This is a genomic window from Streptomyces alboflavus, from assembly GCF_000716675.1.
Taxonomy (GTDB): Bacteria; Actinomycetota; Actinomycetes; order Streptomycetales; family Streptomycetaceae; genus Streptomyces; species Streptomyces alboflavus.
The window spans coordinates 15,355-29,764 of the sequence record NZ_JNXT01000082.1 but is presented as its reverse complement, the minus strand read 5'-3'; the positions used below and the strand labels follow the sequence as shown (position 1 = coordinate 29,764).

Annotated in this window: 11 protein-coding genes; 9 read left to right on the top strand and 2 right to left on the bottom strand. The window is 69.5% G+C overall.

Features of this window, described 5'->3' with window-relative positions; all coding sequences use genetic code 11:
- The first annotated feature begins 162 nt into the window (after positions 1-162).
- The 3 genes from ychF (at position 163) to OO63_RS37635 (ending at position 1,982) form a co-directional block, all read left to right on the top strand.
- Positions 163-1,251 carry a redox-regulated ATPase YchF gene (ychF, locus tag OO63_RS37645; RefSeq protein ID WP_030358065.1) on the top strand — a complete coding sequence of 363 codons (1,089 nt, stop codon included), beginning with the start codon at positions 163-165 and terminating at the stop codon, positions 1,249-1,251.
- Between the two features lie 195 nt (positions 1,252-1,446).
- On the top strand, positions 1,447-1,731 hold the full coding sequence (locus OO63_RS37640; protein ID WP_030358066.1) for a type II toxin-antitoxin system Phd/YefM family antitoxin: 285 nt from the start codon (positions 1,447-1,449) through the stop codon (positions 1,729-1,731).
- Entirely contained in the window at positions 1,728-1,982 is a 255-nt protein-coding gene (locus OO63_RS37635; protein WP_009321768.1) for a Txe/YoeB family addiction module toxin, read from the top strand. Before OO63_RS37640 ends, OO63_RS37635 begins: the two co-directional genes overlap by 4 nt.
- A 173-nt stretch (positions 1,983-2,155) precedes the next feature.
- Here OO63_RS37635 and OO63_RS37630 read toward each other — a convergent pair whose 3' ends face one another.
- Both OO63_RS37630 and OO63_RS37625 read right to left on the bottom strand, forming a co-directional pair.
- Positions 2,156-3,847: an AIPR family protein gene (locus OO63_RS37630; protein ID WP_234311130.1), complete on the bottom strand. Its 1,692-nt coding sequence runs from the start codon at positions 3,845-3,847 to the stop codon at positions 2,156-2,158.
- A 645-nt stretch (positions 3,848-4,492) separates the two neighbouring features.
- Positions 4,493-6,142, bottom strand: coding sequence for an AraC family transcriptional regulator (locus OO63_RS37625; protein WP_234311131.1), 1,650 nt, complete (start codon positions 6,140-6,142; stop codon positions 4,493-4,495).
- A gap of 128 nt (positions 6,143-6,270) precedes the next feature.
- Between OO63_RS37625 and OO63_RS37620 the strand changes: the two genes are divergently transcribed.
- The 6 genes from OO63_RS37620 to OO63_RS37595 all read left to right on the top strand — a co-directional run bounded on the left by OO63_RS37620 (position 6,271) and on the right by OO63_RS37595 (position 14,407).
- Positions 6,271-8,169, top strand: coding sequence for a siderophore-interacting protein (locus OO63_RS37620; protein ID WP_030358069.1), 1,899 nt, complete (start codon positions 6,271-6,273; stop codon positions 8,167-8,169).
- A gap of 113 nt (positions 8,170-8,282) precedes the next feature.
- Positions 8,283-9,275 (top strand): ABC transporter substrate-binding protein, encoded by a 993-nt coding sequence (locus tag OO63_RS37615; RefSeq protein ID WP_030358070.1) that lies wholly within the window; start codon positions 8,283-8,285, stop codon positions 9,273-9,275.
- Positions 9,276-9,294: 19 nt separating this feature from the next.
- Positions 9,295-10,350, top strand: coding sequence for a FecCD family ABC transporter permease (locus OO63_RS37610; RefSeq protein ID WP_030358071.1), 1,056 nt, complete (start codon positions 9,295-9,297; stop codon positions 10,348-10,350).
- Entirely contained in the window at positions 10,347-11,405 is a 1,059-nt protein-coding gene (locus OO63_RS37605; RefSeq protein ID WP_030358072.1) for a FecCD family ABC transporter permease, read from the top strand. Before OO63_RS37610 ends, OO63_RS37605 begins: the two co-directional genes overlap by 4 nt.
- A 57-nt stretch (positions 11,406-11,462) precedes the next feature.
- Positions 11,463-12,671 (top strand): alpha/beta hydrolase, encoded by a 1,209-nt coding sequence (locus tag OO63_RS42670; protein ID WP_051811583.1) that lies wholly within the window; start codon positions 11,463-11,465, stop codon positions 12,669-12,671.
- On the top strand, positions 12,668-14,407 hold the full coding sequence (locus tag OO63_RS37595) for an ABC transporter transmembrane domain-containing protein (protein WP_234311133.1): 1,740 nt from the start codon (positions 12,668-12,670) through the stop codon (positions 14,405-14,407). Before OO63_RS42670 ends, OO63_RS37595 begins: the two co-directional genes overlap by 4 nt.
- Positions 14,408-14,410: the final 3 nt, after the last annotated feature.

Genomic DNA, 14,410 nt, shown 5'->3' with positions numbered 1-14,410 from the left:
GGGGTGCGGGGGCCGCGGGGCGGGGGGCGACGGCGCGTCCGGGGCGGGGCCTGCCGGTGCCTTCGGGTGGTACGGGGGCGGGGCGCGACACGCCGTAGACTGAGGGATCGCCAGTCCCCTGACAGAGCCCTCTGCCAGTCCTCACGTACGGGAAGTCGCAACGTGTCGCTCACGATCGGAATCGTCGGTCTGCCCAATGTCGGCAAGTCGACCCTGTTCAACGCCCTGACCAAGAACGACGTCCTTGCGGCCAACTACCCGTTCGCGACGATCGAGCCGAACGTGGGTGTCGTCGGCGTCCCGGACCCGCGCCTCACCAAGCTCGCCGAGATCTTCAGCTCCCAGAAGATCCTCCCCGCCACCGTCGACTTCGTCGACATCGCGGGCATCGTGCGCGGCGCGAGCGAGGGCGAGGGCCTGGGCAACAAGTTCCTCGCGAACATCCGCGAGTCCGACGCGATCTGCCAGGTCATCCGTGCCTTCAAGGACGAGAACGTCGTGCACGTCGACGGCAAGGTCTCGCCCAAGGACGACATCGAGACGATCAACACCGAGCTGATCCTCGCGGACCTCCAGACGATCGAGAAGGTCCTGCCGCGCCTCCAGAAGGAGTCGCGCATCAAGAAGGACATCGCGCCGAAGGTGGCGGCGGTGGAGGCGGCCAAGGAGATCCTGGAGAAGGGCGACACGCTCTTCTCCGCGGGCATCGTCCAGGGCTCGGGCAACGAGGAGCTCCTCCACGACCTGCACCTCCTCACCACCAAGCCCTTCCTCTACGTCTTCAACGTCGACGAGGACGAGCTGACCGACGACGACTTCAAGGCCGAGCAGCGCGCCCTGGTCGCCCCGGCCGAGGCGATCTTCCTCAACGCCAAGCTGGAGGCGGACCTCGCCGAGCTGGACGACGAGGAGGCCCTCGAACTCCTCCAGTCCGTCGGCCAGGAAGAGCCCGGCCTCGCTACCCTCGCCCACGTCGGCTTCCGCACCCTCGGCCTCCAGACCTACCTCACGGCAGGCCCCAAGGAGTCCCGCGCCTGGACCATCAAGCAGGGCGCGACCGCCCCCGAGGCGGCCGGCGTCATCCACACCGACTTCCAGAAGGGCTTCATCAAGGCCGAGGTCATCTCCTTCGCCGACCTGGTCGAGACGGGCTCGGTCGCCGAGGCCCGCTCGGCGGGCAAGGCGCGCATGGAGGGCAAGGAGTATGTGATGCAGGACGGGGATGTGGTGGAGTTCCGCTTCAACGTGTGAGCGTCGCATTGCTGCAAGCTAGGCACTTCGTCAAGTTTGCAGGTGTAAGGGGTCGGCTTCCCGGGGAGTCGGCCCCTCGTCGTCTCCCGTGCTGGGATAGTGCTGGGATTCCTGATCTTTCGTCAGGTATCTGCCCTGTCCGGGAGTGGTGAAAGTGGTACGTTATTCGGTACCGCAATCGGGAAGGGGCAGGTCATGTCCATAACTGCGAGTGAAGCCCGCAAGGCGCTCTTTCCGCTGATCAAGAAGGTCAACGACAATCACGAGGCCATCGAGATCGTCTCCAAGCACGGCAACGCGGTGCTCGTCTCGGCCGAGGACTATGCGGCGCTACGTGAAGGCTCGTACCTCCTGCGCTCTCCGGCGAACGCTCGCCGCTTGCTCAAGGCGTACGAGAACGCCCTGGCCAACATCAACGTGTCCGAGCGGGATCTGATCGACCCCGACTCGCCGGATGCGGCACGTGAGGGTGCCGCGTGAGGCTCGTCTTCGAGGATCAGGGCTGGGAGGACTACACGTCCTGGCTCAAGAACGACCGGAAGATGCTCGCTCGGATCAACAAGCTCATCGAGGACGTCAAGCGTGACCCCTTCACGGGGATCGGCAAGCCCGAGCCGCTGAAGTACCACTTGCCCGGGGCATGGTCGCGGCGGATCGACGATGAGCACCGCCTCGTCTACCTGGTCACGGACAAGGAAATCGTCATTCTCGCGGCTCGTTATCACTACTGACGTTCGGGACGTTTTCGTGTGGGACGCGGCCCGTGCGGTGCAGGCTGGCGACGGAAGGCGCTGCCAGGGCCACAGCCAGGGAGTTATGTCGCCCATGGCTTGCTGCGGTCAGGCGTGGAATCTTGAGTGTGCTGGGGCACCCGGCGGAGAGTCAATCCGCCGGGTGCCGCCGGTCAGCCGGAACCAAACTTGGCCTCGACCTGGGTGACCAGGTCGCGGCACTTTGTGGTGTTCTTGAAGAGCGGCGCGAGATAGTTGTTCGAGTAGGTGCTCTCGATGGCCTCGGTCAGGTGCTCGAGAGCGATGCCGGTCACCTTGTGCACCCGCTTGATCTCCTTGTCCCAGTCGTAGTTCGCATAGTCGACCTTGTCCAGTCTGAGTTGGTTGAAGACCAGCTGCAGCACGAGCCGGTTCCCGTGCGCGGCCACCGCGAACTCCCTGTCGACGAGATTCCTCCGGCGATCGGTCAAGTCTGCCTCGACCGCACGCATCACCTGAACGCAACGCCACACTCGATGCGCGCTGGTCCCGTTGTTGAACAAGTTTGTGTACGGTGCTCGTTCGGTGTTTTCGGACAGCCGGCCGACCGCGCTCTTCGCCAGGACTGTGTAGTACGGATTGTTGTGGGCGCAGGCAAGGGCGACGATTGCGTCTTCGACTGTGCACCCGTCACTCTCTGCGGGCACGTTTTCTCCGCGCTTGACGGAGTACTGCTTGTGCAGCGACAGAAGCATGTCCCGGCGAATGCGTTCCTGCTGTTGATCAAGTGCGACGAAGTCGCGATTCTCGACACTGTTCTGCGTGTTCGTCGCCCGGGTCACATCCGTGGCGAAGTCGGGTGGACATCCCTCGAGCGAGATGAATCGAACCCATACGCGGGCCTCTTCGAGAGACTTCTCCTCCTTCTTTGCGGCCCGGTGGATGCTCGCCACGGTCTGTGCCCCATTTACCACGCTCACACCCTCGATCTTGAAGTCCCCGTACGCGTGGGTAGAGCCACCGCGAGGTGTCTTCTTGATGGACTCGCAGAGTGCGGTGATTCCGTTGTTGAAATACCAGAAGTTCTCGCCCTGGGTGAGGAGCGTGTGGGTCAAGCCCTCGTTTACCTCGGTATTGCCGAGCGACTTGCGCAGATTCTGCGAGAAGAGTCGATCGCCGTGCTGTTCGAACCATGAGGCGATTTCTGTCGCCTGAACAAGTCCGTAGTACGCCTGATAAGGAAGGTCGACCTTGCCCCACTGCTCGATGGGTACGGTCAACTCGATTTGTGGTCCTGCTGTTCCTTCGACCGCCATGGAGTGGAATTCTCGTAGGCCAAGTACTTCCAGGGTGACCACTGGATCGTTTTCGTTGGCTTCTGCCAGGAAGTCGGCGAACACATACTGGGCCTCCGCTGGCAGGGTGCTTCGGCCCGTAGTGGCGACAACCACGATGAAGGTGACCGCGGCATCACTCAAGGCTGCAGTGATTTCTGTGCGACGCGCTTGGAGCGTGGGGGAGAAGCGGTCGAACTTCATGTTGAACAGGTCGCTGCAGCCGTTCCGGATCTTGAGGGCGTCGGCCTGGGAGAGCCCAGAGTTTCCTGAACTGTCTAGTTTTGACTGGACGATGACGATCCGGCGGTTTTCCTCATCGATGGCCAGAGCATCGATCCCGTTGTCGTGGAACCCGTCGGTCACGGCGGCCGCGGCCTCGTCGAGGGTGCAGCCCGTGAAGCGCTGTACGGCGCGAGCTGCCAATGCCCTGCTGAGGAAGATCGTGTCGGATTGGGCGCGCTGGCTGCCCGTCAGATCGCTCAAGTCGATCAGGCCGGTGAAGTCCTGGCTGAGTGAATCCTTGACGTGGTGAACATGCAGCGCGCGCACGGAGGTCCCGCCCCTCGTCGTCCCGTGAACCAAGAGATTCAGCGTAACCCTTGGGAATGGTCCAGCTTTGGCCTTTTCGGTGAGGGTGGCGCAGCTGCCAGGTTCTGGCTGCGATCGTGATCGAAGCCAGATGTGGGCTGCGTCAGCGGTGGCGGCGCCGAGGGAGGAGACCCGCGCTTGTCGCCACGGCGGGTGGCGACGGCCGCAGCTGCATCAGCTTGCTGATCGCCCGCTCGACGGTGTTGCGCTTCTCGTATCGCGTGGAGCCGAAGCCCGGGGGCGGCCGCCCGGCGAGGCCCGGCGCTGGCGTCCGGCCTGCTGGTCCTTCCTGTCGGGCGGCAGGCGGTGTGGGTGGCGCCTTCTTCGGGCGCTGCGGCGGCGTGTTGGTGCGCACGCACCTGGGCGGAGTCGATGCTGAGGTCCGAGTCGACACTCCGTCGGCGTCGGCCAGGGCCTCGACGTGCTGGAGCAGCTGGGATGGAGCCCCCGTGCTGGGGCCGTGACGTTCCGCCTCAACGTGTAGCGGCTGACGTTCCACCACGTCGCTGATCTGGCGCAAGTGCAGGTCAGAGAGGGTCCGGCTCTTCGGGGTCGGGCCCTTTTTCGCTGCCCGTGCTGGGACGCGTAATGCTCGGCGACGTCCTCTCAGAGGCTGTCGGCGACCTCGCGTTCCTGGTACTCGCGTGGCGAGAGTCCGTGGAAGCGGGAGAAGGCGGCGCTGAACGTGGGGAGGTGGGCGTACCCGATCCGGCGGGCGACAGTGCTGGGCGGGGCGCCGCCTGCGAGCAGGTCGCGGGCGATGCGCATGCGGGCGGCATAGCGCCAGCGGCTGAGTGTCATGCCGGTCTCGTCGCGGAAGGCGCGGTGGATCTCGGCACGGACATCGGCGTCGGGGGTCCCGCCGGGCTCGGCGTCGTGGGTCCCGCCTTGCTCGCCATCGTGCGGCCTGCCTGGCTCGCCGATTCGGCGCAAGCACTCCATCGCGACCGCACGCGCGCGCGGATCGGTGGGCATCGGCACCGACAGCGCTCGCTGTGCGGTGACCTGTTCCGCGAACAGGTCGAGGGTGTGGCGGGGGTTGTGGTCGTCGGGGCGCAGGGCGGACCGGGCGCTGATGGAGCAGAACATCAAGTAGTCGTCCCACGCGGGCGAGAACCGCACCTGCAGCGGTGCGGTGAGGTGGAGGTCGGCGGTGCTCGCGTTGCCCAGCGGCAGGGAGACGGAGTTCTCGCGGAGGCCGGTGACGTGCTCCCGCTCCGCCGGGATCCAGGTCGCCACCCCTCGCTCCCGCTCGTAGCGCTGATCGCCGATGTCCAGGTACCCGCTGCCTCGATACATCCAGCTGAGGACGTGGACGTCGTTGGTGTGTGACGGCGTGCTGGCCGGGGGCAGCATCTCGGGCGCGGCGGGAGAGTCCACCTCGCGCATCATCCGGATCAGGTCGTCGGTCTGCCGTGCCGCCGCCGCCCGTTGCGTCAGCCCACCGGCGCCAGGTCGGGCGAAGAGCTCCCGTCCGAACTCGTGGGGGGTCAGCCCGAACCGTCCCTTGAAGGCCCGCGTGAGGCCGTTGCGGCTGGCGAAGCCCACCAGAGCGGCCACCTGGTCCACGTCGTAACCGGCGGCGAGGAACTCCACGGCGGCGCCGAGCCGACAGAGCAGCCGCCACCGCTCGAACGTGAGGCCGGTGTCGGCGAGGAAGTCGCGGCGAAGGGTGCGCGCGCTGGACAGCACCCGCGACGCCCAGCGCTCGACCGTGAGGTCGAGCGCGGGGTCGCGCATCAGCTCCTCGGCGACCGCCCTGGCGCCGCGGCCCCGCGGCATCACCGGCGAGGCGAACCCCTCCGGGCCCGGATCCCGCCCGGCCATGGCGGGCGCAGGCGAGCCCGGACGCCGAAGGAGCTCCGCGATCGCCTCGGGGGAGTACCCGCGGCTGCTGAACGGAGTGACCTGCAGGTTGAAGAGCTGGATCAACCAGTCCTGCCAGCCGCTGGGAACGTCGAACCGCGTCAGTTCCGACAACCCCCGAGCGCCGACGCCGGCGTGCGGACACAGGGGGAAGGCGACCGTGCCCGGCTCAGTGGTGATCGCCCGCTCCGCCCGGCCGTCCGCGGGAATCCAGGCGCCTTCGCCGGCCTTGAGGCGGAGCACCGGCCCGCCGTCGAGGCGCACATGCGCCGCGCCCGTGCGAACCCACAGCAGCAGCGGTCGAACGGGCGCGTCCGCCAAACTCCACCGCGCCCCCGGGATCGGCGGAGGGTATCCCGAACCCGCGGCGAACGATGACGGCATGGTCATGTCCTAACCGTACGGCAGTCTGCGCACGCTCTTCGAAGTAAGGTTCCCCTAACCTTATCGGTGCGCGCCCTCCTGATGCCGACGCGCGGCTCCTTCCTTCGAAGCGATGAGAGAGTTCGGTTTCCCGCATGCCCAAGACCTCGCGCCGACTCACCGTGCACCCGCCCACCCTGCGTGAGGTCGAAGTGATCCGCACCGTCGACATCACCCCGGGGATGCGGCGGGTCACGCTGGGCGGCGAACAGCTGCGCGCCTTCACCACCGCGGGCGGCTTCGCGCGGCCGGCCTTCGCGTCCGAGGGCTTCGACGACGACCTCGGGCTCTACTTCCCGTACCCCGGTCAGCGCGATCCGGTGCTCCCGGTCCAGGGCGAGGCCAAGTTGACCGTGCCCAAGGATCCTCGACCGCTGTCGCGGGCCTACACGGTCCGGCGGTGGGACCCCGAAGCGGGCGAGCTGGACGTGGACTTCGTCAGGCACGGGGTGGGCGCGGGAACGACGTGGGCCTACCGCACCCGGCCGGGTGACCGGATCCACCTCAGCGGCCCGAGCACGTCGAAGACCTTTCCGGTCGGCGCCGACTGGTGGCTCGTGGCAGGCGACGACACGGCGCTCCCCGCGATCGGCCGCCTGCTCGACGAGCTCCCGTACGACGCCCGGGCGCAGGTCTTCATCGAGATCGCCGAGGACGCCCACCGCCAGGAGCTGCGTGAGCTGCCCGGGGTGGACGTGACGTGGCTGGTCCGCCCCGGGACGAGGACGGCCGGGACGGCGATGGCCGGGACGACGACGGCCGCGACCGCCTCGCCGCTCACCGAGGCCGTCCGCGGTACGCAGTGGTGGCCGGGCCAGGCGTTCGTGTGGCTGGCGGGCGAGCACACGGCGGTCCGGGACATCCGCCGGCACCTGGTCGAGGACCGAGGTGTGCCCAAGGAGGACATCGACTTCGCCGGCTACTGGCGTCGCTCCTCGGTCGTCGCCCTGGAGGCCGACGGGGCGATGCCCGACCCGGAGCGGACGGTCACCCCGTTCCAGAAGCTCCACGACCTGACGGAGCTCGTCGCGCCGCTCGCGATCCGCACCGCCGTCGAACTGGGTGTTCCCGACCTGATCTCCCGCGGCGTGACCGGCGTGACCGACCTGGCCGCGAAGGCAGGCGCCGACGAGCGCGCTCTGGGCAAGCTCCTGCGTTACCTGCACTCCCTGGACGTGGTGACCGAGACGGAACCGGGTCGCTATGCCCTGACGCCGGTCGGTGAGGTCCTCACCCTTGAGTTCATCGCCGACCGGCTCCACTCCGCCGGGGTGGTCGGTCGCGAGCTGCTCGGCCTCCACGGACTCACGGAGTCGGTCCGCACCGGCCGACCCGCCTACGCCTCGGTCACCGGACAGACCTTCGCCGAGGTGCGAGCCGAGCAGGACTACGAGGACCGCCACCTGGAGCGCCTCGCGAAGTTCCAGCCCGCCCTTGCGGGACCGATCGCCACGTCCGGCCTGCTCGCCGGGGTCCGCCACCTGGTGATCCACTCCGGTGGTGCCGGTGCGCACGCCCGTGAGTACGTCGCGGCCCACGAGACCCTGCGCGTGACGATCTGCGCCCTGCCCGCCCAGGCCGACTGGCTGCGCCGCGACCTGCCCGCCACGATTCCCGACGAGCGGCAACGCTCCCGCGTCGGCGTGCTCGAGCAGTCCGTCTTCGAGCCAGGACCGGCGGCCGACGCCGTGCTCGTCAGCCGCGCCTTCAAGACCCTGCCCGACGCCGACGCCGCGCACGCACTGCGCCGGGCAGCCGAGAACCTCACCCCCGGCGGACGAGTGCTGCTGATCGAGGAGGTCTTCGACACCGACGAGCTCGACGAGCACGACGGCGAGGCAGACCTGATCGGCCTGGTCTGCCACGGCTCCGGCCTGCGCACGGCGGCGGAGCTGGACGCCGTCATCGCCCGGGCCGGCCTCACACGCAGGTCGGCGCGGACCGTCGGCCTGGGCGTCACCGTCCATGAACTCGTCCGCTCCACTGCCGATTGATCCCCTCCAGCGCCGACTGCTCCTCTCCACCGCTGACTGATCCCCACCAGCGCCGACTGCCCCCCTCCACCCGGGAAATCCCCACCCGGGCAAGAAGAGAGAGAAAAACCATCATGAGCAGCACCCCCAGAGCCAGGCGCGGCACGGCCCTCGCCGCCGCACTCATGAGCGCGTCGCTCGTCCTCACCGCCTGCGGCAGTGGAGGCGACGACAGCGGCGACAAGGCCGCCGGTACCCGCAGCGTCAAGGCCGAGAACGGCACCATCAAGGTCCCCGCCGACCCCCGGCGGATCGTCACGATCGGCAACACGAACCTCCCCTTCATCGACTTGGGCGGCAAGCCGGTGGGCGTCACCGAGGTGTCCGACTCCGAACTCGACGTGCTGCCCGCGAAGCAGAAGGCCGCGTACGAGGCAGCCGAGGTCGTCGGCAGCAACGGGGGCGAGGTGGACCTGGAGAAGCTCGCCGGTCTCAAGCCGGACCTCATCCTGGTCCAGTTCCACTCGAAGGACTGGGACAAGGTCGGCAAGCGCCTGGAGTCGATCGCCCCGACCGTGTCCTGGGGGCTCGATACCGAGTGGAAGGCATTCGCGGGCGAGATCGCGGAGGCCGCCGACCTCACGGATGCGCTCAGCCGGCAGACGGCGGACTTCAAGAAGAAGGTCGCCAAGATCCAGAAGGCCTACCGCAAGACCATCGACGACACCTCGTTCGTCGACGTCTCCCGCGGCGACTGGAGCGATCCCGGAACGTTCTACATCGCGGACATCGGATGCTCCGAGATCGCCCGGGACGACATCGGCTTCGACCTGCCGGAGGCGGCCAAGGGCAAGGACCCCCTGGCCTACGAGTCCCTGCCGTTCGAGCAGATCGGCGAGCTGTCCAAGTACGACGTGATCACCTACCCCGTCGACGCCGGGGGCCGACCGGCCGAGCCCTTCGTCCCGGTGACCAAGACCAACAGCTGGAAGTCGCTGCCCGCCGTGAACTCCGGTCGCGCGCTGGGAGTCTTCTGCCCCGGCAACAACTCCTACGGGCCCGTTCTGCGGTACCTGGACTCGCTCGACCGTGCGCTGGCGACACTCGCACCCGACGACGCCAACTGACCCTCACCCGCGAACAACGATGAAGCTCATGGACGCGACGGAAGCGGCGGCTCCCACAGCGGAGCGGCAGCCGCCGGTCCCGCGACGCCGCCGCCGGGCCATCGGCCTTGTCGGGGCCCTCGCCACCTTGATCGTGCTGATGGTCCTCAGCGTCATGATCGGCTCCAAGGCGATACCGGTCCCGGTGATCTGGGACGCACTCCTCAACCCGCCTTCCAGCCCGGACCAGTTCGCGATCCGCGACTTCCGGCTGCCGCGCACGATCGTGGGTCTGGCCGTCGGCGTCGCACTCGGTCTCTCGGGCGCGCTGATCCAGGCGCTCACCCGCAACCCCCTGGCCGACCCCGGCATCCTCGGCGTGCACGCCGGTGCGTCGTTCGCGGTGACGGTCGCCGTGGGCCTGCTCGGCGTCCGGAGCGCCCAGGGCTACATGTGGTTCGCGTTCGCGGGGGCGCTGATCGTCACGCTCCTTGTGCTCGCCCTCGGGACGACGCGGAAGGGTTCCTCGCCGGTGGTCCTGGTGCTCGCCGGGGTCTGCGTCGGCGCCGTGCTCGGCGGCGCCAGGGAAGCGCTCCAGCTGGCCGACCCGGACGCCTTCGACGCGATGCGGTACTGGAACGCCGGGACGATCGCGGGTCGCCCGCTCGACGTCGTATGGCCGATCCTGCCGTTCTTCGCGGTGGCACTCGTGCTGGCCTTCGCGGTGTCGGGCCCGCTCAACGCCCTGGCTCTGGGGGACGAGCTGGCGGTCGCCCAAGGGGTCAGGGTGGCACGCACCCGTGTGCTCGCGGTGATCGCGCTCGCCCTCCTCGCCGGTGGCGCCACCGCGATCGCCGGACCCATCGCATTCGTCGGACTCATGGTGCCGCACGTGGCCCGCTGGATCGTCGGCCCGGACCAACGCTGGATCTTCGGCTACAGCATCCTCCTCGCCCCGAGCCTGCTGCTCGTCTCCGACATCCTCGGCCGCGTCGTGCTGAGGCCCGGCGAGATCCCCGTGGGCATCGTCACCGCCTTCGTCGGTGCTCCCGTCCTCGTCGCGCTGGTACGGCGGAAGAAAGCGAGCGGACTGTGAACACCCCCCAGCCGCGGGTGGACTTCGGGCGGCGGGCGCTGGTGCTGCGGCGCGGGCGGATCGCGGTCCGGCTCCAGTGGCGCACGGTCGTCGTCTGTACGGCGCTGACGGTCGCGCTCGCCGGTACCGCGGTGCTGGCGCTGATGACCGGCTCGTACGCGCTCAGCCCCGAGCAGGTGCTCTCCGCACTGACCGGCGGGGAAACCGGCTTCGTCCGCGAGATCGTGGTCGAGTGGCGGCTGCCCCGGGTCACCGCGGCGCTGGTGTTCGGCGCCGCTCTGGGCGTGAGCGGGGCGATCTTCCAGTCGCTGTTGCGCAACCCTCTCGCCGACCCCGGCATCATCGGGTTCTCCCAAGGCTCCTACACCGGCGCGCTGGTCGTGATCCTGGTCGTCGACGGCGGCTACGCGCTGCTTGTCGGCGGGGCGTTGCTGGGCGGGACGGCCACCGCCGTGGGCGTGTACGTGCTCGCCCACCGGCGAGGGGTGCAGGGGTTCCGGCTGATCGTCGTCGGCATCGGCGTCTCGGCGATGCTCGGGTCGCTCAACACCTGGCTGATCCTCAAGGCCGACCTGGACCAGGCGATGTCCGCGGCCGCCTGGGGTGCCGGGTCGCTCAACGGCGTGTCCTGGAACCAGGTCGTCTTCGGCGGCGCCTGCATCGCCGCGCTCCTGCTGCTCGCCGGGACGTTGAGCCGGCCGCTGCGGCAGCTGCAGCTGGGCGACGACGCGGCCGCCGCGCACGGGGTACGGGTCTCGCCCACACGCCTCGGCCTGATCCTGGTGGGAGTGGCGCTGACGGCGACGGTCACCGCCGCCTCGGGGCCGATCGCGTTCATCTCCCTGGTCGCCCCGCAGATCGGGCACCGGCTCGCCCGTACCGCGGGGATCACCCTCGTCCCCGCCGCCTTCGTCGGGGCGCTGCTGTGCCTGGCGTCGGACTACCTCGCCCAGCACATCGCCCCCAACCCGCTGCCGGTCGGCGTCATCACCGTCGTGCTCGGCGGCGGCTACCTCGGCTACCTGCTGTTCACCGAAGCAAGGAGACGCCTGTGAGTCGTTCATGGTCATCGTCGGCCCGAACGCGTGCGGCAAGTCCAGAGAGCGCGATACATGTCTGATCCGTCTGTCGAGAAGCTGTCGGCCGGTGAGTGGAGCCCGGAGCGGTTCCGACGACACCTCAAGGAGACGCGTACACCGCTGGTCGAGCGGGTCTCCGCGGACGAGGTCGAGGTGACCTTCGTCGACGAGCCCGGAGACGACACGACGGTCGCCCTCTCGGTGGTGATCGGCCCCAGGATCGCCTTCAACCCGATCGGCACGGAGTTCGCCCCGGTGGCGGGGACGCCGTTTCGCGTGCTCACGCTCCGGATGCGTGCGGACCTGCGCTTCTCGTACGTCTTCGTACGACGTGGTCCGTCGGGCGAGGGCGAACAGGTCGCGGACCCGTTCAACCCGCCGCCGAGGTTCTCGGAGTGTTCGGTGGAGCGGTTCTCCGGGGCCTCGGTGGCCGCGCTGCCCGACGCCCACCCACTGCCCTGGCTCGACCAGGCCGAGGCGCGACCGGCCCCGGCGGTGGAACCCGCCGTGCTGGCGAGCGACTTCCTGGGAGACGAACGCCGCGTCTGGGTCTCGATGCCCCCGGGAGAGTTCTCGGACGGGAGCGCACTGCCCTACGTGATCCACCTCGACGGGACGCCGGACCACAGCGCCCCGAGCGTGCGCGACGCCCTGGTCCGGGCGGGACGCATCCGGCCCTGCGTCGTGGTCCTCGTCGAGCAGCCGGCCCCGCGACGCGCCGAAGAGCTGCGCTGCAACCCGGCGTTCTCCCGGATGCTGGTCCGGGAACTGCTGCCGTGGCTCCACCATCGGTATCCGCTCTCGCGGGACCCCGGTGACGTCGCGCTGGCCGGTGAGAGCTTCGGCGGTCTGTGCGCCGGCTGGACAGCGCTCCACCACCCGACGGCGTTCGGCAACGCCATCCTCCAGTCCCCGTCGTGCGGGTACCACCCCGACCTCACCTGGGGCACCGGGGCGGCTGAGCTGCTGCGCCGCAGCCCCGTACCGACCCTGATCGCCGACTGCCTGGCTGAGGAGACGGCACCGATCCGCGTCTTCCACGACGTCGGTGAGCTGGAGGGCTCGAACACCCACAGCCGCTGGCTGGACCAGGTGCTCACCGCGAAGGGCTACGACACCCTCTACCGGGAGTTCGCCGGGGGACACGACTACGCATGGTGGCGAGGGCTCTTCGCCGACGCCCTGCTCTGGTGCTTCCCGCTCAGGAGCGGGGACGGGAGCACCGACGGGAGCCAGGCGTGAGCAACTCCTCACGGGCCCCGGGCGCCGACACCGCGGGGCTGGGCCGAGGACCTCTGACCCGCTGGCTGCCCGTGCTGCTGCAGGCGCCTGCCCCACCGCGCGAGGCACCTCCGTACGAAGCCGGGGCGGGCATCACACCAGGTCGGTTCCTGCTGCGCGTGATCCTCTCGGTGAAGCGGGTCACCGTTCCGGCGATGCTGCTCGCGGTCGTGTGGCAGGTGGGCGAGTCGGCGGTCCCCGTGGTGATGGGGGTGGCCATCGACCGGGCCCTGGCGACCGGGAACGCGGGGCAGCTGGTGCTGTGGCTCGGCGTGCTGGTGGCCCTGTACGTCGCGTTGACGATGGCGGCGAAGTCGGCGAACCGGCTGACCTCGTACGCGGTGCAGCTGGTGCAGCACCGGCTGCGGAGCACCCTCTCGACCGCCGTGCTGCATCCGGTCGGCGGTGCCGCCCGGGCTCCGGACGGCAGCGTCGTCTCGGTGATGACCAGCGACGTCGCCCGCCTGGCCAACGGGGTGCTCCTGGTGATCATGCCGGTCTCGAGGATCGCGGCCATCGGCTTCATCGCCGTGTCGCTGCTTGCGACGCACTGGCTGCTCGGGCTTGTGGTGCTGCTCGGAGCGCCTGTCGCGGTGTGGCTGATGGGAGTGCTCAGCGAGCGGCTCTCCCGTGACACCCGCGCGTACCAGGGGCTCTTGGCCACCACCGTCGGGCGGGCCACGGATCTGGTCGCCGGCTATCGGGTGGTCAAGGGGATACGCGCCGAGGCCGAGGCGACCAGGAGGTACCGGCAGGCGAGCCAGGAGACCCTCGTCGGGGCCAGGCGCAACGCGGGGCTGCTCGGGAGGTTCCTCGCGGGCTCGGGTGCGGTCACCGGCACGTTCGTCGCGGCGGTGATGGGGCTCGCGGGCTGGTTCGCCGTGGACGGGCGGCTGAGCATCGGCGAGCTGATCGCCGCCGTCGGCCTCACCCAGGCGCTGCTGCCGCAGATCCAGTCGATCGCGAGCGTCTCCATCCCCAACCTCGCAGGGGCTCGCGCGGCGTCCGCGCGCGTCATCGACGTGCTGCGTGGCGACGGCGGCGGGGGTCCCCGGCAGGACGACGGGACGGGGGCAGAGGTCGCGCTGCTGCCGGTGGTGGAGGTGGCCGCGCCCGGTGTGACGATCCGGGTGGACCCCGGAGAGTTCGTGGGAGTGCGCGCTGACGACCGGACCGCCGCCCGCCTGGCCAGGGCACTCCTGTACCCGCGGTCCTGCGGCGAGGTTGAGGTGCGGCTCGACGGACTCCCGGCGCGGGAGCTGACCGCGCAGGAGTACCGCTCCCGGGTCACGGTCGCCCCGCACCGGGTCACGCTGTTCAGCGGAACGATCCGCGACAACCTCACCGTCGGTGCGCCCGAGTTGACGGACGCCGCGTTGCGAGCCGCGGCGTGCGACGACTTCGCCGCCGATCTCGACCTCCCGGTCGGGGAGGACGGCAACCGCCTCTCCGGCGGCCAGCGCCAGCGGATCGCGCTCGCCCGCGCGCTGGCGAGCGATGCGCCGGTGCTCGTGCTGCACGACCCGACCACGGCGGTGGACCCGGTCACCGAGCACGCGATCGCGGTGCGTCTGCGTGACGTCCGCGCGGACCGCGCCACGCTGCTGATCGCCTCGTCCCCGGCACTGCTCGGGCGCTGCGACCGCGTCGTCGACCTGTCCGAGGACGCACCCCTGCACGGAAGGACGGTGGGATGAGCG